This window comes from Novosphingobium olei, from assembly GCF_037076535.1.
GTDB classification, from domain to species: domain Bacteria; phylum Pseudomonadota; class Alphaproteobacteria; order Sphingomonadales; family Sphingomonadaceae; genus Novosphingobium; species Novosphingobium olei.
Map to the genome: position 1 here is coordinate 1,715,750 of NZ_AP029021.1, position 24,298 is coordinate 1,740,047.

21 protein-coding genes and 1 tRNA gene are annotated in these 24,298 nt (G+C 64.7%); 13 read left to right on the top strand and 9 right to left on the bottom strand.

Annotated features, from left to right (window positions below; all coding sequences use genetic code 11):
* Window positions 1-192 precede the first annotated feature (192 nt).
* Genes otsB through AACH40_RS08115 form a run of 3 tightly spaced genes read left to right on the top strand, consistent with a single transcriptional unit; the run spans window position 193 to window position 4,018 of the window.
* On the top strand, window positions 193-828 hold the full coding sequence (otsB, locus tag AACH40_RS08105; RefSeq protein ID WP_338645476.1) for a trehalose-phosphatase: 636 nt from the start codon (window positions 193-195) through the stop codon (window positions 826-828).
* Entirely contained in the window at window positions 825-2,609 is a 1,785-nt protein-coding gene (locus AACH40_RS08110; protein ID WP_338645478.1) for a glycoside hydrolase family 15 protein, read from the top strand. The genes otsB and AACH40_RS08110 overlap by 4 nt, the downstream gene beginning before the upstream one ends.
* Window positions 2,606-4,018 (top strand): alpha,alpha-trehalose-phosphate synthase (UDP-forming), encoded by a 1,413-nt coding sequence (locus tag AACH40_RS08115; protein ID WP_338645480.1) that lies wholly within the window; start codon window positions 2,606-2,608, stop codon window positions 4,016-4,018. Before AACH40_RS08110 ends, AACH40_RS08115 begins: the two co-directional genes overlap by 4 nt.
* On the opposite strand, the gene AACH40_RS08120 is transcribed toward AACH40_RS08115, so the two are convergent.
* Window positions 4,004-5,584, bottom strand: a complete 1,581-nt coding sequence (locus AACH40_RS08120) for an HWE histidine kinase domain-containing protein (protein ID WP_338645482.1) — start codon at window positions 5,582-5,584, stop codon at window positions 4,004-4,006. The genes AACH40_RS08115 and AACH40_RS08120 overlap by 15 nt on opposite strands.
* Window positions 5,557-5,646: transfer RNA gene (locus tag AACH40_RS08125), tRNA-Ser, on the bottom strand. The genes AACH40_RS08120 and AACH40_RS08125 overlap by 28 nt, the downstream gene beginning before the upstream one ends.
* 185 nt (window positions 5,647-5,831) lie before the next feature.
* Here AACH40_RS08125 and AACH40_RS08130 point away from each other — a divergent pair.
* From AACH40_RS08130 to mazG, 10 genes are read left to right on the top strand one after another with little or no spacing between them, the layout of a single operon-like run.
* Complete coding sequence (locus tag AACH40_RS08130; RefSeq protein WP_338645484.1) at window positions 5,832-6,812, top strand: lytic murein transglycosylase; 981 nt, start codon at window positions 5,832-5,834, stop codon at window positions 6,810-6,812.
* The gene (locus AACH40_RS08135; RefSeq protein WP_338645487.1) at window positions 6,796-7,770 is read left to right on the top strand and encodes an SPOR domain-containing protein; all 975 of its coding nucleotides are present in this window, start codon (window positions 6,796-6,798) and stop codon (window positions 7,768-7,770) included. The genes AACH40_RS08130 and AACH40_RS08135 overlap by 17 nt, the downstream gene beginning before the upstream one ends.
* Window positions 7,771-7,804: 34 nt before the next feature.
* Window positions 7,805-8,992: a D-alanyl-D-alanine carboxypeptidase family protein gene (locus tag AACH40_RS08140; RefSeq protein WP_338645490.1), complete on the top strand. Its 1,188-nt coding sequence runs from the start codon at window positions 7,805-7,807 to the stop codon at window positions 8,990-8,992.
* Window positions 8,992-9,621, top strand: a complete 630-nt coding sequence (gene tmk / locus AACH40_RS08145; protein ID WP_338645492.1) for a dTMP kinase — start codon at window positions 8,992-8,994, stop codon at window positions 9,619-9,621. Before AACH40_RS08140 ends, tmk begins: the two co-directional genes overlap by 1 nt.
* Complete coding sequence (locus tag AACH40_RS08150) at window positions 9,618-10,586, top strand: DNA polymerase III subunit delta' (RefSeq protein ID WP_338645494.1); 969 nt, start codon at window positions 9,618-9,620, stop codon at window positions 10,584-10,586. The genes tmk and AACH40_RS08150 overlap by 4 nt, the downstream gene beginning before the upstream one ends.
* Before the next feature lie 33 nt (window positions 10,587-10,619).
* Complete coding sequence (gene metG, locus AACH40_RS08155; RefSeq protein ID WP_338645496.1) at window positions 10,620-12,182, top strand: methionine--tRNA ligase; 1,563 nt, start codon at window positions 10,620-10,622, stop codon at window positions 12,180-12,182.
* Complete coding sequence (locus AACH40_RS08160; RefSeq protein WP_338645498.1) at window positions 12,182-12,958, top strand: TatD family hydrolase; 777 nt, start codon at window positions 12,182-12,184, stop codon at window positions 12,956-12,958. The genes metG and AACH40_RS08160 overlap by 1 nt, the downstream gene beginning before the upstream one ends.
* Entirely contained in the window at window positions 12,955-13,722 is a 768-nt protein-coding gene (locus AACH40_RS08165) for an MBL fold metallo-hydrolase (protein ID WP_169494792.1), read from the top strand. Before AACH40_RS08160 ends, AACH40_RS08165 begins: the two co-directional genes overlap by 4 nt.
* Window positions 13,719-13,898 (top strand): hypothetical protein, encoded by a 180-nt coding sequence (locus tag AACH40_RS08170; protein ID WP_169494791.1) that lies wholly within the window; start codon window positions 13,719-13,721, stop codon window positions 13,896-13,898. Before AACH40_RS08165 ends, AACH40_RS08170 begins: the two co-directional genes overlap by 4 nt.
* A 33-nt stretch (window positions 13,899-13,931) precedes the next feature.
* Entirely contained in the window at window positions 13,932-14,756 is an 825-nt protein-coding gene (gene mazG, locus AACH40_RS08175) for a nucleoside triphosphate pyrophosphohydrolase (RefSeq protein ID WP_338645503.1), read from the top strand.
* Here mazG and hflX read toward each other — a convergent pair.
* The 7 genes from hflX to dusB all read right to left on the bottom strand — a co-directional run bounded on the left by hflX (window position 14,753) and on the right by dusB (window position 24,216).
* Window positions 14,753-16,102, bottom strand: a complete 1,350-nt coding sequence (gene hflX / locus AACH40_RS08180) for a GTPase HflX (protein WP_338645505.1) — start codon at window positions 16,100-16,102, stop codon at window positions 14,753-14,755. The genes mazG and hflX overlap by 4 nt on opposite strands.
* Before the next feature lie 3 nt (window positions 16,103-16,105).
* The gene (gene hfq, locus AACH40_RS08185) at window positions 16,106-16,702 is read right to left on the bottom strand and encodes an RNA chaperone Hfq (protein ID WP_338645507.1); all 597 of its coding nucleotides are present in this window, start codon (window positions 16,700-16,702) and stop codon (window positions 16,106-16,108) included.
* A gap of 172 nt (window positions 16,703-16,874) precedes the next feature.
* The gene (locus AACH40_RS08190; RefSeq protein ID WP_169493303.1) at window positions 16,875-18,263 is read right to left on the bottom strand and encodes a sigma-54-dependent transcriptional regulator; all 1,389 of its coding nucleotides are present in this window, start codon (window positions 18,261-18,263) and stop codon (window positions 16,875-16,877) included.
* Window positions 18,264-18,286: 23 nt separating this feature from the next.
* Entirely contained in the window at window positions 18,287-20,530 is a 2,244-nt protein-coding gene (locus AACH40_RS08195) for a sensor histidine kinase (RefSeq protein WP_422394892.1), read from the bottom strand.
* Between the two features lie 74 nt (window positions 20,531-20,604).
* On the bottom strand, window positions 20,605-22,038 hold the full coding sequence (locus tag AACH40_RS08200; protein ID WP_338645510.1) for a sigma-54 dependent transcriptional regulator: 1,434 nt from the start codon (window positions 22,036-22,038) through the stop codon (window positions 20,605-20,607).
* Window positions 22,035-23,207, bottom strand: a complete 1,173-nt coding sequence (locus AACH40_RS08205) for a two-component system sensor histidine kinase NtrB (protein WP_422394902.1) — start codon at window positions 23,205-23,207, stop codon at window positions 22,035-22,037. Before AACH40_RS08205 ends, AACH40_RS08200 begins: the two co-directional genes overlap by 4 nt.
* Window positions 23,182-24,216: a tRNA dihydrouridine synthase DusB gene (gene dusB, locus AACH40_RS08210; protein WP_338645514.1), complete on the bottom strand. Its 1,035-nt coding sequence runs from the start codon at window positions 24,214-24,216 to the stop codon at window positions 23,182-23,184. Before dusB ends, AACH40_RS08205 begins: the two co-directional genes overlap by 26 nt.
* Window positions 24,217-24,298 lie beyond the last annotated feature (82 nt).

Genomic DNA, 24,298 nt, shown 5'->3' on the forward strand with positions numbered 1-24,298 from the left:
AAAGGGCGGGACCCCGATGCAGGGTAATGGGTTGGTCACTATGCCGGGAGCCGCTGCCCCGTCGCAAGGAGATCCGAGATTACCGATGCCCTGACCACGCTTCCCCCGCCGCCGGCGAACGCGCTGAAGGGGGCCAGCCTGTTCCTCGACCTGGACGGTACGCTGCTTGACCTTGTCGACGACCCGGACGAGGTGCGCTTCGATCCGGAGACAGAGAAGCTGCTGGCGACGCTGATAGCGCGGCTCGATGGCCGGGTAGCTATCGTGAGCGGGCGGTCGCTAGAACAAATCGACAGGATCCTGGGCCCCTGCGCGGCGGATCTGGCGATCTCGGCAAGTCATGGCAGCGAGCATCGCTGGCAAGGCGTTCATGCGCATCCGGCGCGGCCGGCGAGCCTGGACGAAGTCGCCGGGCTGTTCCGACGGTTCGCCGCCAAGCATCCGGGAACGCTTGTCGAGGACAAGAGCTTCGGTGTGGCGCTGCACTATCGCAAGGAGCCCGGTGCGGAAGCGCAGGCGCTTGAGCTAGCTACATCGCTGGCTTATTCGTTCGACCTTCATCTTCAGCGCGGCAAGATGGTGGTCGAACTGCGCGTTGCGGGCGGTGACAAGGGCGCCGCAGTGCGCCGGCTGATGAGCCGCAGCGCGATGGCAGGTACCGTGCCGATCTTTGCAGGCGACGATCTGACCGACGAGCCGGGCTTTGCTGCCGTGCGTGAACTGGACGGCATCGCGGTGCTTGTCGGTGACCAGCGCGCGACGGCGGCCAACTTCCGCCTTCCATCGCCTGAGCACCTGCGCCGCTGGCTTTCGGAGGCGGCGCGATGACGGCGACGCTTGATCTCTGGCCGATCGGCAATTGCCAGGTCTCCGCGCTCGTCGATGCCGATGGCCGCTTCGTGTGGGGTTGCGTGCCGCGCGTCGATGGCGACCCGCTGTTCTCAGCGCTGCTGGCGGGGGAGGCGCCCCAGACCGGCTTCTGGTCGATCGACATTGAGGATCGCGTCGAGACGCGTCAGCAATACCTGCGCAACACCCCCGTCTTGGTCACCCGCCACCGGGATGCCAATGGCGGTGAGGTCGAGATCGTCGATTTCTGTCCCTATTTCCGGCGCAATGGCCGCTCGTACAGGCCCGTGGCCTTCGCGCGCATCGTTCGCCCGCTGGCAGGATCGCCGCGGATCACCGTGCGCCTTCGCCCCACACAGGAATGGGGCGAGCCGCGCCAGATCGCCGCGGGCGGGTCGAACCACATCCGCTTCCCCGCCGATGCCATGACGATGCGGCTGACGACCACGGCGCCGGTCGGTCTCGTGCTGGAGGAACGGACCTTCCGGCTGGAGCAGGCGCATACCTTTTTCCTCGGTCCGGACGAGAGCTTTGCCGGCGATCTTTCGGCGACGGTCGACCAGATGCTGACCGAGACCACTGCCGAATGGCAGGAATGGGTGCGCGGCCTTGCCATCCCGGTGGAATGGCAGGACGTGGTGATCCGCTCGGCCATCACGCTCAAGCTGTGCCAGCACGAGGAGACCGGCGCGATCGTCGCCGCGATGACCACCTCGATCCCCGAACATGCCGGATCGCAGCGTAACTGGGACTATCGCTATTGCTGGATCCGCGATGCTTATTACACCGTTCAGGCACTGAACCGCCTTGGCGCGCTGGATGTGCTGGAAAGCTATCTCGCCTTCCTGCGCAACATCGTCGATGATGCCAAGGGCGGCCATATCCAGCCCCTGTACGGCGTGCTGGGCGAACCCGAGATCGAGGAGCGCGAGGCCGCGCAGCTGACCGGCTATCGCGGGATGGGCCCCGTGCGCGTGGGCAATGCGGCCTATTCTCAGGTCCAGCACGACGCCTATGGCCAGATCGTGCTGTGCAATACGCAAGCCTTCATCGACCAAAGATTGCTGCGCATGTCCGGCCTCTCCGATTTCGAGGCGCTCGAGAAAGTGGGAGAGCGTGCCTGGCAGTTGTTCGATCAGCCGGACGCCGGGCTGTGGGAGCTGCGCACACGCCAATCGGTCCACACGTATTCGGCGGCCATGTGCTGGGCGGCGTGCGACAGGCTCGGGAATGCGGCAGCTGCACTGCACTTGGATGAACGCTCCGAGTTCTGGGGCCAACGCGCAGCAGCGATGCGCGCTCGGATCGAATCGGCAGCGTGGCGCGAGGATACGCAGCGCATGTCGGCCACATTCGAGGGGGACGATCTGGATGCCAGCGTCATCCAGCTGCTCGACCTGCGTTTTCTGACGCCCGACGATGCGCGCTTCACCTCGACGCTCGCCGCAATCGAGCAAGGTCTCCGCCGTGGATCGCACATGCTGCGCTACGCAACCGAGGACGATTTCGGCCTCCCCGAAACCGCTTTCAACGTCTGCACGTTCTGGCTGATCGAAGCCCTTCACCTCACCGGTCGGGGCAGCGAAGCCCGCGCGCTTTATGAAGAGATGCTGGCGCGTTGCACCAAGGCGGGGCTGCTGTCCGAGGACATCGATCCGGTCACCGGCGAACTCTGGGGCAATTACCCGCAAACCTACTCGCTTGTCGGTCTGATCAACTGTGCCGTCCTGCTGAGCAAGCCATGGAATTCGGTACGATGAGCAGACTGATTGTCATTTCCAACCGCGTGAGTACTGGCGGTGGTGCGCAAGGGGGTCTTGCCGTCGCCCTGTCGGCTGCGCTGCGCGAGCATGGCGGGATCTGGTTCGGCTGGTCCGGCAACGAAACCAGTGAATTCACTGGCCAGATCTCGCTAGAGCGGATCGACGGCGTGACCACTGCAACGGTCGATCTCGAAGAGCAGGATATCGAGGAATACTATAACGGCTACGCCAACAGGACGCTGTGGCCCTTGTTCCACTATCGCATCGACCTTGCCGAATACGAGCGCAGCTTTGCCGGTGGCTACCAGCGCGCCAACGAACGCTTTGCCGATACCGTACGCCCGCTGATCGAGCCCGACGACCTTGTCTGGGTGCAGGATTACCACATGTTCCCGCTGGGCCGGGAACTGCGCGAGCGTGGCATCGCTAACCGGATCGGGTTCTTCCTGCACATTCCCTGGCCGCCAAGGCGCCTGCTCGCGACACTGCCGGAAGCGCGCGCGCTCGTCGAAGGGCTGCTCGACTACGACCTGATCGGCTTTCACACCGAGGAATGGCTGCAGTCGTTTTGCGACTTTGCCCGCGATGAACTGGGGGGGGTCGTGGATGAGGAAAACGTGCTCTCCGCGCTTGGCCGCAGGGTGCGCCTGATCGCTTGCCCGGTCGGCATCGATGCGACCGAATTCGCCGCCCTCAGCCAGACCGACAAGGCCCGCCAGACGTTCGAGCGCGTGCAGGAAAGCGCCGTCGGGCGGACTTTGATCGTCGGTGTCGATCGTCTGGATTATTCCAAGGGGCTGGAGGAGCGCTTTCTCGGCTACGAGAGGTTCCTGACCGAGCATCCAGCGGAGCGCAAGGAGGTGGTCCTACTGCAGATCGCGCCGCCGTCCCGTGGCACGGTGGATAGCTACCAGCGGATCCGCAGCACGCTTGAAGGCTTGGCTGGGCGCATCAACGGCGCTCATGCGGCGCTCGACTGGGTGCCCATCCGCTATGTGAACCAGGGATACCCGCGCGAAATGCTCGCCGGGGTCTACCGCGCAAGCAAGGTCGGGCTGGTGACGCCGCTTCGCGACGGCATGAACCTTGTCGCCAAGGAATATGTCGCCGCGCAGGATCCGGACGATCCGGGCGTCCTGATCCTGTCCCGCTTCGCCGGTGCTGCCGAACAGATGCAGGAGGCCATTCTGATCAATCCGCACAGCGCCGAAGAGATTTCGGACGCGCTGCGCCAGGCGATCTCGATGCCGCGCGAGGAACGGATCGAGCGCTGGCGAAAGTTGATGAACACGGTCGTCGAACAGGATGTCATGTGGTGGCTGAAGCGCTTTACCGATGCGCTGGAAGCCATCCCAGCGTCGCAAAGCGCCTTGATCGACGCGGAAGGGCAATCAGGCGGGGTTTGATTCGGCCGTTCGGCTCGATGCCGCCGATCGGGGAAAGCGAATTTCGCAGCGCAGCCCTTCGGGTCTGAGGTCGTAGTCGAGCTGCCCCGATAGGGTGCCCGTCACCGCCGTTGCCAACAGCTTCGTGCCAAAACCTTTTGGGCGGCCCTCGACGGGGGCGGGGCCGTCCAGCTCCAGCCACCGCAGCTCGACGTCGCTCGAATCCGGGCCGGCGCTGTTTAATGACAGCTCGACTCGGCCAGATGCCGAAAGGGCGCCGTATTTCACCGAGTTCGTCAGGAGTTCGTGCAGGACCATGCTCAGCGCCTGCGCCGCACCGGGATTGAGCTGCAGCGGCTGGTCGAGGTGATGGACCGTGATCGCATCGCCAAATGGCGCGAGTTCCTGCGCGATTATCTCGTCCAGCGCCACCCCGGACCAGCGGTGTGCGGCGAGCAGCGCATGAACCCGGCCGAGCGCCTGGATTCGATCGACGATTGATGCCTTGAACGCGGCAGGATCGCCATGGAAGCGGGTGAGCTGAACAACCGACTGGACAACGGCCAGCAGGTTCTTGGCGCGATGATCGACTTCGCCCATCAGCAGGGCCTCGCGCTCTTGTGACTGCTTCTGGTCGGTAACGTCCTCGCAAAGGATGCCAATCCCGCTGGTACGCCCTTCGAGACCGCGCACCGGATAGAACATTTCCTTCCAGTAGCGCGATGTACCAAGGTTAGCGGCGGTTTGGCCGGAAATTTCAACGTCTCTGACCGCCTCACCCGTATCGAGCACGCTGCGTAGGATGGGCTCGGCCGATGATCGCAGATCGGGCACCAGGTCCCAGGCCGACTTTCCGACATGGTCCTCAATGCTGTAGCCGTTCATTTCCGCCAGCGCGGAATTGAGCCGCACGAAGCGCATCTGGTCGTCCAGCAGGCCAAGGCCGATCGGTGCCTGCTCGTAAATCGCTTCAAGTTCGGCAAGCCGTTCGACCGAGGCGTGCTCCCGCCGCATCAGATCTTCGGCTTGCGCCAGAAGGACGACCTCGCGAGCGCGCAGCGCATCGGCAAGGCTGGTCAGCCGCACGAGAATTTCGATGACGGTCAGCGCAACCAACGCAAACATCGCAAGCGCAACGGGCACGTTCGTGGCCTCTGCGTTGCCCGACAGATAATAGAAGAAATAGGCTGCGCACGCCAGAGACAGGGCGAGCGAGAGGTTGGCAGCCAGCCGTCCGCCGATCAGCGTGCTGACCAGGATCGCCGGATAGAACGGGATGAAGGGGGCCGGATACCACGGCCCGAGCAGATATCGCGCCGCTGCAGAAAGCGCGACCATCGTGACCGGAAGCAGGATCCGCAGCAACGGATGGGTGCGAAAACGCGCGCGCAGCGCAAACCACCAGGACGCCGTTGGCGTGCGTTGTTCTGCAGCCGTGAGAGATGACACCCCAGCACTTCCTTCGACCAAGATCCTGACGGTAGGACGATCCGCGCGCGTACGCAATTTCCGATGGAAATAGGGTCTAACCCTGCGGGAAAGCACGGCAAAGAAAGCGGTGGCGGACAGGGTGGGATTCGAACCCACGGTGAGCTTGCACCCACGGCGGTTTTCAAGACCGCTGCCTTAAACCACTCGGCCACCTATCCGTTTGCTCCACTGCCGTTAGCGATGGCCGGGCCTGTCGGGAAGGGGAATTGTTGCGGCGGGGCATTCCCAAGACCTGCGCGGCTGTGCGACAAGCTATCCGATGATGTTTTTCCTGCAAGCGCTTCGCCGCCGTTTCCCGTGCTCCATGCTCATCGCCTGCGCCCTTGCCGGAATGGTCGGGACAATGCCGGTTGCCCGGGCCCAGACCGCCGAGGATGAGGCGGGCTTTCCGGGGTATCTGCAACTCCTCGCCGCGCGTGCCCGGGCCGCCGGCGTGCGGGAATCGACGATAAACAGTGTCATCCCGACGCTGACCTTCAGCCCACGCGTCATCCAGCTCGACCGCAGCCAGCCAGGCGGCGGGCCCAGCACCGGTTTCAGCCCGTTTGCGCCCTATCGCCGCACGCACGTCGATGCGGCGCGGATTGCGGGCGGCAGGCGCCAGTACGCAGCCAATTCGGCGCTGCTTGCCCAGATCGAGCGACAGTACGGCGTGCCGGGAAAGATCGTGCTCGCCATCTGGGGGCACGAAAGCAACTACGGCAGCTATACCGGCGACTTCGACCTTGCCCGGTCGCTGGCGACACTGGCCTATGAAGGACGCCGGCGCGAGCTTTTCGCCGACGAGTTCGTCGCGCTGCTCAAGATGATCGACCGGGGCGTACCGCGGTCGAAGCTGGTCGGCAGCTGGGCAGGGGCCTTCGGCAACCCGCAGTTCCTGCCGAGCGTCTACCTCCGCGTGGCCCAGGATGCTGACGGCAGCGGCCTCGCCGACATCTGGTCCAGCACGCCCGACACGCTGGCATCGATCGCGAACTATTTCCGCGATGCAGGCTGGCGACCGGGTCAACCGTGGGGCGTGGCCGTGGACGTGCCGGCATCGCTCGACAGGGCGAGCCTTGCCACGACGCTGGTCAGCCCGCGCTGCCCGCAGGTCTTCGCGCGGCATTCGGGCTGGAAGACAATGCGCGAATGGCGCGTGCTCGGCGTAACGCCGCAGGGCGCGGGCCTTGCCGACGACGTTCAGGCAACCCTCATCGAACCCGATGGACAAGGGCGGACCGGTTATCTGCTAACCGGAAATTATCGAGTCATCCTCGATTATAACTGCTCGAACTTTTATGCCCTGTCCGTGGGATTGCTTGCTGATGAGATTGCCCGCTAACCGATTTGCACCGCTTCTTGCGCTTGCCCTGCTGGGCGCGGCGCCGCCGCCCGCGGTCGACCGGTTCGGGCCGGCGGGGGACTATCCGGTTACTGTTGGCGATCCGATCACGATCGATGGCGTCATCTACACCCCCGTCGACACGCTCAACTATGACGCGGTCGGCTATGCGGTGACGGCCGATGGCGCTGGCGTGGCAGGGGGCCACCGCACGTTGCCCTATCCCTCCTACGTCGAAGTGACGGCGCTGGATTCGGGCAAGACCACGCTGGTCCGCATCGATCGCCGCGGGCCGATGACGGGGGATGCCCTGATCGAATTGACCCCCATGGCACGCGCGCAGCTGGGGCTTGCCGAAGGATCGCGCGCGGCGGTTCGGGTCCGCCGGGTCAACCCACCGGAAAACGAGCGAGCCCTGCTGCGCACCGGGCAGGAAGTGCCGCCGCGCATGGATACGCCGCCAGGACTGCTCGCGGCGCTCAAGCGCAAGCTCGGCATCGTGCCGGTCGCACCTTTGGCCGCCGCGCCTTCGGCCCCGGTCCTGCCGCCACCGCCACAGGTTTCCACCCCGAAGAACCCGGTAGCGACCGCCAAGCCCGCTTTGCCGCGCCCCGTCGTCAGGCCCAGGCCTGCGACCACGGCGAAACCGGCCGTGAGCGAAGCAGCGGTTCAGCCGGTCCCCCAGCCAGCCCCCGCGTCAACGGCAGCGACCCGCAAGCCGGCGCAAAAGTCTTCGGAACAAACGACAGTCAAAAGCGCGCGCTTCGTCCAGGTCGGCGCCTTTTCGACCCGGGATCGCGCAGAAGCTGCAGCCAGGCAGGTTGGCGGCAGCGTTTCGGCGGCAGGCAAGTTGTGGCGCGTGCGGATTGCCGCTTCGTCCACGACGGACGCGCAGGCCGCTCTGGCGAAGGCGAAGCGGGCAGGCTATGCCGACGCCCGGGTTCTGATCGACAGGTAAGGCGTTCGGAACCCCCGATCCATGGGGTTGCTGCTTGTATCGTCCGATTGCTTTTCTTGGCGCGCTGACGCTCGCATCCGTTCCCGTTTCGGCCGCTGCACCCGGCAGTGCGCCCGCATTGCCCGCAATCGCAGGCGCGGTTGCCCCGATGCCGGAAATCAGCGCACCGATCGGCTTGCTGATCGACGTGAATTCGGGCCGCGTGCTGTTCGAGCGCCAGTCGCACCGGCGCTTCGTCCCGGCATCGCTGACGAAGATCATGACCAGCTACGTCGCCTTCGAACTGATCGACCAGGGCAAGCTTCAGCTTGGCCAGACGTTCACGATGAAGCCCGAAACCTTTGCCAAGTGGCACGGCGTCGGCAGCACGATGTTCCTGGGCAACAACAGTCAGACCACCGTCGCCGACCTGCTCGAAGGCATCGTAACCGTATCGGCGAACGATGGCTGCGTGGTGCTGGCTGAAGGCGTTGCCGGCTCGGTTCCCGGCTTCACTGCGATGATGAACGCTGAAGCCAAGAAGCTGGGCATGCGCGACACGCACTACAACACGCCCAATGGCTGGATGGATGAAGGGCAAACTTGGGTTTCGGCGGCCGACCTCGCCAAGCTGTCGATGGCGCTCATCACCCGCCATCCGGCGCTTTACAAGCGGTTCTACGGCCATCATCAGGCGACGCTGGGCGGCATCACGCAGAACAATCACAACCCCCTCTACGGCCATACCGAAGGCGCAGACGGGGTGAAGACGGGCTTCACCAACGAGGCTGGCTACGGCCTCGTCGGCTCTGCCACGCGCAACGGACGGCGGCTGATGATGGTGGTGGGCGGCTACGACCGCCCCAACGACCGGGCGCAACAATCGCGCGCGCTGATCGAATGGGGCTTTGCGGCGTGGTCGTCGCACCCCCTCTACAAGGCCGGTTCACGGCTTGGCAGCGCCGCTGTCCAAGGGGGCGAAGATACCGGGGTCGATCTCGTCGCGCCGCACGATTTCGCTTTGACCTTGCCGGCGGGCACAGCAGGCAGGCCGACGCTGGCGATCCGTTACAAGGGACCCTTGCGCGCGCCGATCGCGAAGGGACAGCAGGTGGCAACGCTGCTCGTGCGCATTCCGGGGCAGCCCGAAGAGGCCCTGCCGCTGGTGGCGGCGAACGACGTTGCCAAGGGGGGCGTCATTGCGCGTCTTCGCAACGGTTTTCTGTCCATGGCGGGCCGCTGATGTCGCCATCGGGCCTGTTCCTTGCGCTCGAGGGCGGCGAGGGCGCGGGTAAGTCCACGCAGGCGCGCCTGCTGGGCGACGCGTTTCGCCAGAAGGGCCGCGAAGTTGTCCTGACCCGCGAACCCGGTGGCACATCCGGTGCAGAGGCGATCCGTTCGCTGCTCCTGTCCATTGAGGGGGATGGCTGGGGGCCGCGCGCCGAAGCGCTGCTCTTCGCCGCAGCGCGCGCCGATCATGTCGACAAGCTGATCCGCCCGGCGCTGGCGCGCGGTGCGGTGGTGATCTGTGACCGGTATCTCGATTCCAGCAGAGCCTACCAGGGCGGCGGAGGGGGGCTGTCCGACGCCGATCTGCTGGACCTGCACCGCATCGGCAGCGAAGGGCTGCTCCCGGACGTAACGCTGCTGCTCACGCTTTCGCCTGGGGAGGCGGCAGCCCGCCTTGCCTTGCGCGATCGCGGGAATACCGACCGGATCGGCGGTCGCGCTGCCGACTACCACGCGCGGGTCGCCGCCGCATTCGACCGTTTGGCACAAGCCGAGCCGGCGCGTTTCGCAACGGTCGAGGCTGCCGGGTCGCCCGAGGATGTGCACGCCCGCATCATTGCCGCGCTCGGAAGCCGCGTGTGACTGATTTGCTGGGCCACGAACAGCCGTGGGCGGCGTGGCGCGCGGCGATGAACGGCCATCGCATGCACCATGCGTGGTTGCTCGCCGGGCGCGAAGGCTTGGGCAAGGCTACCTTTGCAATGGCAGCGGCGGCCGAACTGGTGGCCGAAGCCGGCATGCCGCAACCCGCGCCGGAGAGCCATCCCGATATCCATCTGCTGATCCCGCTTCCCGCCAACGATGACGAGGCGAAGAAGATGGAGGATCGTCGGCCATATCAGAAAAAGCGCAGCATCAGCGTCGACCAGATCCGGGGCATACAGCGCAGGCTCGTCACGCGGCCAACGCTCGGTGCCCGGCGCGCGGTGATCATCGACAGTGCTGACCTGCTGGAAAAGGCGGCCGTGAACGCCTTGCTCAAGAGCCTGGAGGAACCGCCGCAGGGGACGTTCTTCCTGCTGGTGACGCACCAGCCCGGGCGATTGCTGCCCACCGTGCGTTCGCGTTGCCAGGTGCTTCGGTTCCACACGCTCGATAACGATCAACTGGCGCGTGCTCTCGACATGGGGGCGCCCGGGCTGGATGAAGCCACGCGGCGCGCGGCGGTGGCCGTGGCGGCGGGATCGCCGGGCGCGGCGCTCCATTTTGCCGAGCAGGACCTGGGGCAGGTCTTCGCCGTGATGCAGCAGCTTGTCGAGCGGGGCGATCCGGACTTCGCCTTGCGCGGGCGGTTGACCGAGGTGATCGGCGCGCGACCCGATCGCGAACGGCAGATGGCGGCGATCGAGGCAGCGCGCATGGTGCTGGTGCTTGCACTTGGCGCAGAAGACGATGCGCGGCGCGTGCGGATTGCCGACGCGCATGCCCGGATCGTGAACCTCGCCGCGCAGGCTCCGATCTACAATTACGACCCCGGCCTGCTGGTGCTGGAAATCGGCGGGTTGCTGGCATCGGCCGCGCGCACTAGGGAAGCTGCAAGCCGATAGGCATGCAAAATCCATAAGGAAGCGACCGTCCCAATGGGCGAACCCTACTACATCACCACCGCCATTTCGTACCCCAACGGCAAGCCGCACATCGGCCATGCCTACGAAGCGATTGCCGCTGACGTCATCGCCCGTTTCCAAAAGTCGATGGGCCGCGACGTGCGCTTCCAGACCGGGACCGACGAGCACGGGCTCAAGATGGCACAGAAGGCGCGCGACCTGGGCATTACACCGAAGCAACTTGCCGATGAAATGTCGCAGCATTTCATCGATATGTGCGCCACTTTGAATATCGATTACGATGTTTTCCTGCGCACCACCGAAGCGCGCCATCACGAAGCGAGCCAAGCCATCTGGCGCCGGATGGAAGCCAATGGCGACCTCTATCTAGATCGCTACGAGGGCTGGTACTCGGTCCGCGACGAAGCTTACTACGACGAGAGCGAGCTTGTCGAAGGGGAAGGGGGCACCAAGCTCTCGCCGCAGGGCACGCCGGTCGAATGGACGGTAGAGGAATCGTGGTTCTTCCGCCTGTCGAAGTATCAGGAACCGCTGCTCACGCTCTACCGGGAGAACCCCGAGTTCATCCAGCCCGACGCGCGCCGCAACGAGATGATCGCGTTCGTCAGCCAGGGCCTGCGCGATCTATCGGTTTCGCGCACCAGCTTCGACTGGGGGGTGAAGGTTCCGGGAAGCGACAACCACGTCATGTACGTCTGGGTCGATGCGCTGACCAACTACCTGACCGGGTTGGGTTTCCCCGGGGAAACTTCTGCGGTTGAAAAGTACTGGCCCGCAAACCTGCACCTGATCGGGAAGGACATCGTCCGCTTCCACACGATCTACTGGCCGGCCTTCCTGATGAGCGCCGCCCTGCCGCTTCCCCGGCAGGTGTTCGGCCACGGTTTCCTGCTCAATCGCGGCCAGAAAGAATCCAAGAGCCTTGGCAACGTGACCGATCCGGTCGAGCTGGCCGGGCGGTTCGGCGTCGACGCGCTGCGCTACTTCCTGATGCGCGAAGTGGCGTTCGGGCAGGACGGCTCCTATTCGCCAGAGGCGATCGTCACGCGCTGCAATGCCGAGCTGGCGAACAGCTACGGCAACCTGGTCCAGCGCGTGCTGTCCATGATCTTCAAGAACATGGACGGCGAACTTGCCACCTTTTCGACGATCGAGGCGGATGACGTGCTGCTCGCCACGGTGCGCGAAGCGTGCGCGGTCGACCTTCCGCGCGAATTCGCCGCGCTGAACTTCTCCGCCGGGATCGATGCATGGATGCGCGCGGTGTTCGCCTGCAACGCCTATATCGATGAACAGGCGCCGTGGTCGCTGCGCAAGACCGATCCGGAACGCATGCGCGCCGTCCTGCTTTGTCTGTTCATGGCCATCCGCGACCTTACCATCGCCATTGCCCCGGTCGCGCCGGGCGCGGCCGCCAAGGTGCTTGACCAGCTCGGCATCCCGGCGGACCAGCGGCGGATCGCGGATCTCGGCCATGCCGAATGGTACATGGACCGGGTTAACGCCGGCGAACGCCTGTCCGCACCGGTCGGCGCGTTCCCGCGTCTGGAACTGCCGCAGGAAGACGCCGCCTGATGCTGATCGATTCGCATTGCCACCTCAACTACAAGGGTCTGATCGAAGAGCAGCAAGAGGTGCTCCTTCGCGCGCGCAAAGCGGGCGTGCGGGGATTTCTCAATATCTCGACCCGCCAGCGCGAGTGGGCCGATGTGGTGGCTACGGCGCATCGCGAGCCGGATGTCTGGGCGAGCGTCGGCATTCATCCGCACGAAGCCGACGGACACGCCGATCTGGGTGAAGCCGTGCTACGCGAAGCGACGCAGGATCCGCGTGTGATCGCGATCGGCGAAACCGGGCTCGACTATTACTACGATCATTCGGATCGGCAGGTGCAGCAAGACCTGTTCCGCGTGCATATCCAGGTGGCACGCGAAACAGGGCTGCCATTGATCATCCACACGCGTGAGGCGGAGGACGACACGCTGCGGATCCTTGCCGAAGAGAAGGGGAAGGGCACTTTCCCCGCGCTGATCCACTGCTTCACCGCTTCGCCCGAATTTGGCCGCGCGGTGCTTGAGCTGGGCCTCACCATCTCGCTTTCGGGCATCGTCACGTTCAAGAATGCCAAGGACTTGCAGGCCTTTGCCGCCGAAGTGCCTGACGACCGGCTGCTGGTCGAAACCGACGCGCCGTTCCTTGCCCCCGTGCCGCACCGGGGCAAGACCTGCGAACCCGCATTCGTGTCCGACACGCTGCGCTTCGTCGCTGGCTTGCGGGGCACGGTACCTGAGAAACTGGCTGAGCTTACCGGCGCCAACTTCTTCAGGCTGTTTGCGAAGGCGGCGGCGTGAAACTGATCGTCCTGGGATCGGGCACGTCTACCGGCGTTCCGCGGATTGGCAATGATTGGGGCGATTGCGATCCTGAAGAACCGCGCAACCGTCGTACGCGGGTGGCGATCATGGTGGAAGGCGCTGATGGGGCGCGCATCCTGGTCGACACGCCGACGGACCTGCGCCACCAGCTTCTGTCAACTGGGATCGGCCGGATCGATGGCGTAGTGTGGACGCATGATCACGCCGACCATACCCATGGCATCGACGACTTGCGGCCGTTGCGGATGGGGCGCGGCGCGCCAATTCCGGGCTACGCGGCGGACGAGACGGTCCGGCGGCTGCGGCAGCGGTTCGGCTATGTCTTTGCCGGGCAACATGGCTATCCCACTATCTGCAATCTGGATAACCTTGACCGCGTGCGGATGATCGCCGGCATTGGCGTCAGTCATTGCCAGATGCTCCATGGTCCGGCGCAATCGACCGCATTCCGTTTCGACCAGAATGGGAAGTCCATCGGCTATGCGACGGATTTCAGCGAGATCAATGCCGAAATGGTGGCGCTGTTCGACAAGGTGGACGTACTGGTGGTCGACGCCTTGCGACGTCAGCCGCATCCGACGCACGCGCATCTGGGCATGGCGCTGGAACTGGTCGAAGCGAGCCGTGCCGGACGTGGCGTGCTGACGCATCTCGACAAGTCAATGGACTACCGCGCGTTGTGTGCGGAAACGCCGGCACATGTCGAGCCGGGCTATGACGGCATGGAGATCGAACTGTGAGCGGTGACAAGCTGATCGCGATCATCGGGATCGTCATGGCGCTCGTTCTCGTGGGCGCAAACGGCCGTATGCGCACGTTGCCGCGGCAGAGGATGCTGCTGATGGCGGCAGGCTGGATTGCCATCATCGTCGTGGTGGCGCTTGCCTTTGGATCCGCGCGTCCACCTGCGATTTAACATAATCATTATTATCGAACTGGAGCATGTCGCGTGGAGCAAGGCCCCCCTGCCAGTCGCAAGGCCCTTTCGAACAACCTCGATCGCCTGCTGAACATCATGGCGACCCTGCGCAACCCGCAGCGCGGGTGCGAATGGGACAAGGCGCAGACCTTTTCCACCATCGCGCCCTATACAATCGAGGAAGCCTACGAGGTCGCCGACGCGATCGAGCGCAATGACATGGCGGCACTGCGCGAGGAACTCGGCGACCTCCTGCTCCAGGTCGTGTTCCATTCGCGGATTGCAGAGGAAGCCGGCACGTTCGGGTTCGATGACGTCGCTGCAGCGATAGCGGACAAGATGGAAGCCCGCCATCCACACATCTTCGGCACCGCCAGCGCAGATGGCCAGGCCCGCGAGGAACGCTGGGAAGCAGCCAAGGCGGCAGAGCGCGCGGCCAAGGGCGCGACCAGCGCGCTGGACGGCGTCGCCTCCGCCCTTCCTGCACTGATGCGTGCGGAAAAACTGCAGAAGCGTGCCGCCCGCGTAGGCTTCGATTGGCCCGATACAGACACCCCGACGACCAAGCTTGCCGAGGAAGTGGCCGAGCTTGCCGCGGCTGAAACAGACGAGGAACGGCTTGCCGAAGCCGGCGATCTGCTGTTCGCCGCGGTGAACGTGGTGCGAAAGTACGGCATTGCGCCGGAAGATGCCTTGCGGTTCGGCAATGCCAAGTTCGAGCGCCGCTTCCGGGCGATGGAGGCACTCGCCAATGGCGGTTTCGAAACCCTGTCGCTCGATGCGCAGGAGGCGCTATGGCAAAGGGTAAAGGCGGCCGAGCGTGCCGAGCAAGCACACCCGCCGGTGGCGGGCTAGATACGGGTAAACCGTCCCAGATCCTTGGGGCTCAGCCGTACATTGAGGCGCAGCGACGGCATGCCCGCCTCGTCCTCCACTTGGCGTTCGGACAAGACCTCGCCATGGGCGTGAAGCCAGGCGAGGCGCTGGCCGTCGCTTAGTGGCACAGTCAGTTCGAGTTCCTGCGCGCCCCCGGTCAGCAGCGAGGAGAGCCGTTCGAGAAGGTCGGTCACCCCCTCCCCGGTCACCGCCGAGATCGGCACGACCGGCACTTCGGGCACGCCATGAGTGATGAGATCGCGCCGCATGTCGCGCTCGTCAGGCGCGAGCAGGTCCCACTTGTTCCACGCCTCGATGATCGGCACCGAACTGCCATCCTCCCCGATTACGCCCAGATCGGCGAGGATCTCTTCAACCTCTGCTTTTTGCTGCGCGGTTGCCGGATTGGAGATATCGCGTACGTGCACGATCACATCGGCGGCGGTTACCTCTTCGAGCGTCGCGCGGAAGGCGGCGACGAGCTGCGTCGGAAGGTCCGAGATGAACCCCACGGTATCCGACAGGATCGCCTTTTCGACGCCGGGCAGACGGATCGCGCGCATCGTCGGATCAAGCGTTGCGAACAACAAGTCTTCGGCCATCACGCCCGCACCGGTCAAGCGGTTGAACAGCGTCGACTTGCCCGCGTTGGTATAGCCCACCAGTGCGATGATCGGCCAAGGCGCGCGCTGGCGGCGATCGCGATGCAGGCCACGCGTGCGCCGCACCTGTTCGAGTTCGCGCCGCAGCCGCGCCATGCGGTTGCGGATCATACGGCGGTCTGCCTCGATCTGGGTTTCGCCCGGCCCGCCAAGAAAGCCGAAGCCGCCGCGCTGGCGTTCAAGGTGCGTCCACGATCGCACGAGCCGGCCTGCCTGGTAATCCAAGTGGGCCAGTTCGACCTGCAGGCGTCCTTCAGCGGTCGCGGCACGCTCGCCGAAGATTTCGAGGATCAAGCCCGTCCGGTCGATGACCTTGTGCTTGAGCTTTTCTTCAAGGTTGCGCTGCTGGATTGCCGAGAGCGAGCCGTCGACGATGACGAGTTCGGCTTCGTTCTGCGCCAGCGCGACACCGATGCGCTCCACCTGGCCTTCGCCGAACAACGTCGCCGGGCGCACCGCGCGGATCGGCAGCACGAAGGCATCGACGACCTCGATCCCGATGGCGCGGGCAAGGCCCTGCCCCTCTGACAGCCTCACCTCGGCATCTTCACCAAGGCCGCCGCCCTTTTTGCGGATATCTGGCAGAACAACGATGGCGCGCGCGCCGCGGGTCACCTCGCCTTCGAGATCACCCGCGTCGCGGCCGAATTCAAATGTGCTCAAAGGTCAGGTGCTCTCGCCGTCCCAGTCGCCCGACAGGTCGACATGGCCCGCAGGCTGGATGGTCGACACCGCGTGCTTGTAGGCAAGCTGGACATAGCCCTCGCGTTCGAGCAGCATGCAGAACAGATCGTACGAGGCGACCTTGCCTTGGAGCATGACGCCGTTGACGAGGAACATCGTGACCTGGACCCCGGCATCGCGCACGCTGGACAAGAAGACTTCCTGCAGCAGGCGCTTCTTGCCGTTGTCGTCCCCGCCGCCCTGGAAGTGGGCGACCGAAAGCTGCTGGCCGGGCATGATCGTGCTGATCGCGTGCTTGTAGACGAGCTGGGACTGCCCATCACGACGAAGCAGGATCGAGAAGTTGTCGAACCAGGTCACGATGCCCTGCAGCTTCACGCCCTTCACCAGGAACATGGTGACAGGAATCTTGTTCTTGCGCAGGTGGTTGAGGAACAGGTCCTGCAGGTTCTGGCCCTTGCCTCCCGAAGGTCCGGCCGATGGCGACGGAGCAGCGGGCGAAGAGGCTGAAGGTGCCGCTTCATTTGCGGGTTCGGCCGCCTTGGAACGAGGGCGGGCAGAAAGGGTCCGTCCGGTCATGATGTGACTCCTTCGTATTGGCGCGGCCTTTATGCTGACCGTCGCGATCTGGCCTCGGTCTCCCGAATCTGGATCGGGAAACCTTGGCCGGGTTCAATGACAACTTATTGCCCGATGCCCTGCGGGTAAACATGTAAGTTCTACCACGGTTCCGGCAGCCTTGGCGGGATCGCTATTCGTCGTCGTCCTCGTCCTCGCGCCGCTCGGCCATGCCGAGCAGCTTGAGTTTTCGATGCAAAGCCGACCGCTCCATGCCAATGAAGCTGGCAGTCTTTGAAATGTTGCCGGAAAATCGCCGGATCTGGACTTTCAAATATTCGCGCTCGAAATTCTCCCGCGCTTCGCGCAACGGCACGCCCATCAGCGCGGACGAGGTGTTCCCGCCTCCGAAGCGCGTGCTGACGATTTCGGAGGGCAGCATGTCGGCCTCGATCCGTTCGAGCCGGTCGCGCGGGGCGAGGATGATCGTGCGTTCGACGACATTGCGCAGCTGCCGCACATTGCCCGGCCAGTCATAGGCTTGCAGCGCGGCCATCGCCTCGGCCGAGACGACCGGCGGCGCAATCCCCTGCTCACTCGCATAACGGGTGAAGAAGTGGTCGATCAGCGAGGGAATGTCGTCGCGCCGTTCGTTGAGAGGCGGGATCGTGACGGGGACGACGTTGAGGCGATAGTACAGGTCTTCGCGAAAGCGCCGCTCGGCAATTTCCTTCTCGAGCGGGCGCGAAGTCGATGAAACCACGCGCACGTCGACCCTGATCTGGCGATTGCCACCAACGCGGACAAATGCCTGATCGGTCAGCACCCGCAGGATGCGCGCCTGGCTGGAGGCCGGCATATCGGCAACTTCGTCGAGGAACAGCGTTCCGCCGTCTGCCATCTCCAGCAGCCCTGCCCGCACCAGCTTGCCATCGGCTTCTTCGCCGAACAGTTCCTGCTCGAATCGTTCGGGAGTGATCCGGGCGGCGCTTACGGTGACGAAAGCGCTCTGCGCACGCGGGCTCCACGAATGGAGCAGGCGCGCGGCCACTTCCTTGCCCGCTCCAGCCGGGCCCGTGATCAGAAGCCGGCTGCCGGTGTTGGCCACACGCTTCAAAGTCGCGCGAACGGCGTTGATCGACGCACTATTGCCGGTGAATTCGTCGGCGATGGCAAAGCCTTCGCGCAGGCGCTGGTTTTCGCGCCGCAGTCGCTCGGTTTCGGTGGCCCTTTCGACCAGCAGCAGGAGGCGTTCGGCCTCGAACGGCTTCTCGATGAAGTCCATGGCGCCACGGCTGATCGCAGAAACCGCCGTGTCGATGTTGCCGTGGCCCGAGAAGATCAGGACGGGAAGCTCGGGCTCGCGCTTCTTGATCTCGTCGAGCACTTCCAGTCCGTCCATCGGGCTACCGTGCAGCCACACGTCGAGCAGCACCAGGCTGGGTCGGCGCTCGTCGATCGCGGCCAGCGCCGCGGTGCTGTCCGCCGCCGTGCGACAGCCATAGCCTTCGTCGCTCAGCACGCCAGCGACCAGTTCGCGAATATCGCGCTCGTCATCGACGATGAGGATATCGAGTGCCATGCCAGAATTCCTGCGGTTGTCGGTCACAACGCCATCGGCGCGGACGCCGAGGCCGGATCAGATAGGTTGGAATCGAGAGGATTGCGGGCGAAGCGCATGATTACCCGGGTGCCGCCGCCGGGTTCGTTGGCGAACTGCATCTCGCCGCCGTGTTCCTCGACGATCTTGTTGACGATGGCGAGGCCAAGGCCGGTGCCCTTCTCGCGCGTGGTCATGTACGGTTCGAGGATGCGCTCGCGATCGACCGGTAGGCCGACGCCGTTGTCGGCGACCGCAACGGTGACAGATTGCGCATCGCCTGCAAGCGATACGGCGATGCGGCCCTTGTAAGCGCCCACTTCGACTTTTGCTCGCTGTTCAATGGCTTCGAGGGCATTCTTGAGGACATTGGTCATGGCCTGACCCACCTGATGGCGATCCGCCTCGAACACCATACCCCCCTCGCCCGTGAACGAATAGTCGATCTCCGGATGGGCAACCTCCTGCAGGAACAGGGCCTGCCGCACGAGATCGCTCGCATCCTCGTTGCGGAACACGGGCTTGGGCAGGCGCGCAAACGACGAGAATTCGTCCACCATCTTGCGCAAGTCGCCGACCTGGCGGATGATCGTGGCGGTCAACTCCTCGAACAATTCCGGATCGGTCTCGATCTGCCGGCGATAACGCCGCTTGAGCCGCTCGGTGGCCAGCTGGATCGGCGTGAGCGGATTCTTGATTTCGTGGGCGATGCGGCGAGCAACATCGGACCACGCGGCGCGCCGCTGATCGAGGAGCTGCCGCGTGATGTCCTCGAACGTGACCACATGGCCGGTCGTGTCGTGCGTCACCTTGACGGCGAGCGTCAGCAGGTCGCCGTTCTTGGAATAGTGGACCAGCCCGCTCGGATCGCCCGATTCCACCAGTTGCGCCAGTTGAGGGGCGATTTCCGCAAGCGGCGTACCAACGAGATCCTTCGCATCGGGATCGCGCAGCAGCTTCTGGGCCGAGCTGTTGATCAGGCGGATGGCGCCTTCCTTGTCGATCGAGACGATACCGGCGGTGATCGATTCAACGACCGCCTCGATGAACGCGCGCCGCACTTCGAGCTGCGCATTGGCGCTGACCAGCGCTTGCGTCTGGCCTTCGAGCTGCGCCGTCATCCGGTTGAAGGCCCGCGTCAGCAGGCCAACTTCGTCGGTTCCGCTATGGGGCGTCACCCGCATCGAAAAATTGCCGCTGCCGACGTTGCGCGCGGCCGAAACCAGCTCCACCAGCGGTGCGACCTGGCGGTCGGCGAACCGCAGCGCCACCCAAACCGCAAGCGAGACCAGCGCGAGGCTAATGCCGAAAAGTGCCAGGTTGAAGCGCAGCTGCAGCGCACGGGCACGGCGTGTGAGGACATCGTATGCCTTCAGGACCGACTGCGCACGCTGCCACTGGTTGAGCGCAAGCGCATCGGAGTTGCGCGCGACGTAGAGGTAGATGCCGCGCGTCCGATCGACCGGCGTGACCGCCTCGATCCGTTCCGCCGAAGCATTGACGACGACAGGTTCGCCGGCATCGATCTTCTGCAACTCGTCAGGCGTGATGCGCTGGCGATCGTCGTTCGAATTGGGATCGACGATCGCGGCCGTGCGCAGCGTTCCGTCGGGCCGGCGCTCCACCAGCGCGGATTCGTTGAGCTTGCGGTTGATGACCTGCCACGAATAGCCTTCGGCGAAGTCCTGGCTGGTGATCGGCGCCTGGGCCAGATAATCGCGCAAGTCGCCGGCCATCGCGACGCTCTCATTGCCCACGTCGCGCAGCTTGTCGGCGTAGTAGCCGCGCGCCAGATTGTTGGCGTTTTCCAGCATTCCGCGCGAATTGTCCGAGAACCAGAACTCTACGCCAGACTGGAACAGCAGCGAGGCGAACAGCACGACAAGCAGGGTCGGGATTGCTGCGATCAGCGAAAACAGCCAGACAAGCCGCAGATGCAGCCGGCCACTGCTGCCAAGGACGCTCTTCGAGGCGCGGCGCAGCGCGATCCTTCGGCCGAACAGCACGATCAAGGCCATCGCCGGCACAAGCGTGCCGATCAGGAGGCTCGACGTGATCCGCGAAGGAAGCAGCTGGTTCGCCGCGGTGTTGGCGCTGAATGTGCTCCAGCTGACCCACAGGGCCACCGCGAGAATGAAGACCGCGGTTAGCTCGAGCAGCAGGAAGACGTTGGCCCTGCGCAGCGTCACGAGCAGCCTGCGCCACCATCGTGGCGAGCGGCGTGACTCGGATCGGAGTTGCTGCATCATAGTGGCCTACAAACAACACCCATGTTGCTTGTTTGCAAGGCATTTACGCGCGGATGCCCTTTGGGCGGGGCAAGTTAGGGCTTTGCGAGCGCTACTTCCGGTACAATATCTAATTCGCTCAACCGCTTGCGCAAGGTGTTGCGATTGATGCCGAGCAACTGCGCCGCGCGTAGCTGGTTTCCGCCGGTGGTCGACAGGGCGTGGAGGAACAGTGGGCGCTCGAAGGCAGCAAGCGCCTCGTCGTAGAGTGCGCCGGGTTGCGGGCGGGCTACGGCCAGCCAGCTCGCGAGTGCTTCCCCGAAGTCCGCCTGCCGCGCGGGCTCGCCGTCGTCACGCGTGTGTGCACCACCGTCGCCGGCCAGCAGCGGCTCGATGGTGCTCGTATCGATCACCTCGTCGCGGGCCAGCAAGGCCAGACGATAGATGAAATTTCGCAGTTCGCGAACGTTGCCGCGCCACGGCTGCCGGGCCAGCAGCGCAGCCCCTGCGGCCGTCAGCGACCGGCGCGGCAGGCCCTCACTCGCCGCCAGCGCAAGAAAGTGCCGCGACAGGGCTTCGATATCGTCGGCCCGTTCCCTGAGCGGGGGAAGCTCGATCGGCACCACCGCGATGCGGTAATATAGGTCTTCGCGAAACTGGCCCGCTGCGATCATCGGCACAAGATCGCGGTTGGTCGCTGCCACGATCCGGCAATCGAGCGTGATCTCCTCCGTACCGCCGACCCGGCGAATGCGGCCCGACTGCAGGGCGCGGAGCAGGCGCGTCTGGGCCTGCATCGGCATGTCGCCGATCTCGTCGAGGAACAGGGTACCCCCGCCTGCCTGCTCGAACTTGCCGATGTGGCGGGCGTGCGCGCCGGTGAACGCGCCCTTTTCGTGACCGAAAAGCTCGCTTTCGATCAGCTCGGCAGGAATGGCGGCGGTGTTGACCGCGATGAACGGCCCCTGCGCGCGGTTGCCGAGCTGGTGGATCGCTTCTGCCACCAGTTCCTTGCCCGTGCCGGATTCGCCCAAGATCAGCACGGTCAGATCGTTGCGCAGCACGCGCGTGATCATGCGGTAGACGGCCTGCATCGCCGGACTGCGGCCGACCAGCGGCAGTGCCTGCGGCTCGTCCGAAGCTTCGCCAGAGCCTTCGGCATTATGGCTCGACCCGATGGCCTGGCGGACCGTGCGGACCAGTTCTTCGAGATCGAAGGGCTTGGGAAAATACTCGAACGCGCCGGTATCACTGGCCCGCACGGCAGTATCGAGCGTGTTCTGGGCACTGAGGATGATGACCTGCATCTGCGGGCAGTTCAGACGCACCCGGCCAAGGCTTTCGATCCCATCACCATCGGTGAGCATGACGTCGGTCAGCATCAGACCATAGGCTCTGTCCGCCAGCAGCCGGTCGCGTTCGGCGATCGAATCGCACCGGTCGACCTTGAAACCCTCGGCCTCGAGCGCGGCGGTGATGACGATGGCGATCGAGGCGTCATCCTCGACGAGCAGGATCGACTTCTTCACTTGGCTGCCTCTCCCACCGCTTCGACCGGCACCGTTCCCGCAACGGGCAGGTGCAGACGGAAGTGCGTCCAGCCCTTGCCCTCGTCGCGATCGTGCGAAATCCGCCCGTGCATCTCGCGCACCAGTTTCTGCACGAGCGCGAGGCCGAGCCCTTGGCCGCTCTTCTTGGCGGTGACGAAAGGTTCGAAGATATGGTCGCGAAGCGCAGGGTCGATGCCCGGCCCATTGTCACTCACCCGCAGTTCGATCGGTAGGCGTAGCGGCTTGCCCCCCGGCCCCGCGTGAAGCTGGATGCCGCTGGCAAAGCGCGTGCGCACGGCGATGCGTGGCGGCGTGCTGCCTTCGCAGGCCTCTCGCGCGTTGGTCATCAGGTTGAGCAGGACCTGCACCAGCGCATCCGGGTTAGCCATGATCGGCGGGAGCGAAGGATCGAACTCTTCCTCCACGACCAATTTTCCGCTGCTGGATGCGGCAATGATGGCCTGCGCGTGACGCACGGCTTCGTGCAGGTTGCAAGGCACCGCCGGCTCCTGGCTGCGCCGCGAGAGCGACTGCATCTGGTCGATCAGCTTGGCGATGCGATCGACTTCCGCCGTGATCAGCCCGGTCAACGCCTTGTCCGAGCCTTCGAGCTTGCGATCGAGCAATTGCGCGGCGCCGCGGATGCCGGCCAGCGGGTTCTTGATTTCGTGGGCGAGGACCTCCGGCGCGCGGAGCGCCACCCCTTCCCCGCCGCCAGAGCCGCCCCCATCGCCGGACAGCGCGTCGACCCCCAGCACTTCGTGCAGGATCAGCATCTGCCAGCCCGGCGAATGGGTTACCGGTGACGTCATCACGTCGAAACGCCGCGCAGGTTCGCGCAGCACGCGCACTTGCGCATCTCGCGCAAACAGCTGTGCTTCGCCCTCAGCCAAGCGGCCGAGGATGAGCGGCTCGTCAAATTCGAAGATTTCGGCGACGTTGCGACCGATCAGGCGGCGTGCGCCCTTGCCGGCCAACTGCTCGGCCGCCGGGTTCACCGACGAGACGACCAGATCCGGGCCCAGCAGGAAAACCGCCAGCGGGAGGCTGGCGACAAGACGCTTGGGATCGGGCCGATGCCCTTCCCGCCGCGTCTCGCCCGGCAGGCTCACGGCCGCTGGATCATGCGGCGGCGCGCCGGTCGACATGGTCTGCATCGAGAAGGCGCCCATAAAACCCAGCCAGGCTTTCTAGCACGGCGTCGGCATCGTCGATGAAGTTCACGCGGTTTCTGAACTCGGCCGAGCCCGGCAGGCCCTTCGTATACCAGCCAAGGTGCTTGCGCGCCATGTTGACGCCGGTGACCGGCCCGTAGTGTTCGAGCATCGCGTGGTAGTGTTCGACAATGACTGCGTACTGCTCGGCGAGCGACGGGTCGGGCCGGCGCTCGCCCGTTTCGAGCCAGTGCATGACCTGGCCGAGGAACCAGGGCCGACCGTAGGAGCCGCGCCCGATCATCACCCCGTCGGCGCCGCTCTGCTCGATCGCCTGCGCAACATCCTCGATCGCGCAGATATCGCCGTTTACGATGACCGGAATGTCCACCGCTTCCTTCACCTTGCGCACAAAGGCCCAGTCGGCGCTGCCCTTGTACATCTGGTTGCGGGTCCGGCCGTGAACGGTGATCATCTTAGCGCCGATATCCTGCGCAATGCGGGCGAGTTCGGGCGCGTTGAGGCTATCGTGGCACCAACCCATGCGCATCTTGACCGTCACCGGTACCGACACTGCCTTCACGGTCGCTTCGATCAGGCGCGTCGCGAGCGGAATGTCACGCATCAGCGCGGACCCGGCATCGCCGTTGACGACCTTGCGAACCGGACAGCCCATGTTGATGTCGATGATCGCGGCCCCGCGATCTTCCTGCAGTTTCGCCGCCTCGCCCATCTGCTCCGGCTCGCAACCGACGAGCTGCATCGACACCGGCTCTTCGGTGGGATGCCACATCGCCTTCTGGATCGACTGGCGCGTTTCGCGGATCGCCGCCGGGCTGGCGATCATTTCGGTGACGTTGAGCCCCGACCCGTAGCGCCGTACCATCGTCCTGAATGGCAGGTCCGACACACCCGTCATCGGCGCGAGCACGACCGGGAATCCGACGGTAACGGGACCGACGGCCAGCGGCTGCAGCTTGGGCGGCTTTGGGGTAGCGTTCATGAAAAGGGTGCTCTGCCTAAAAAACAGGCAGCACATAGTGGAACCGGCGCTGAAGGGCAAGGTCATCGGCCGACACGCTTGC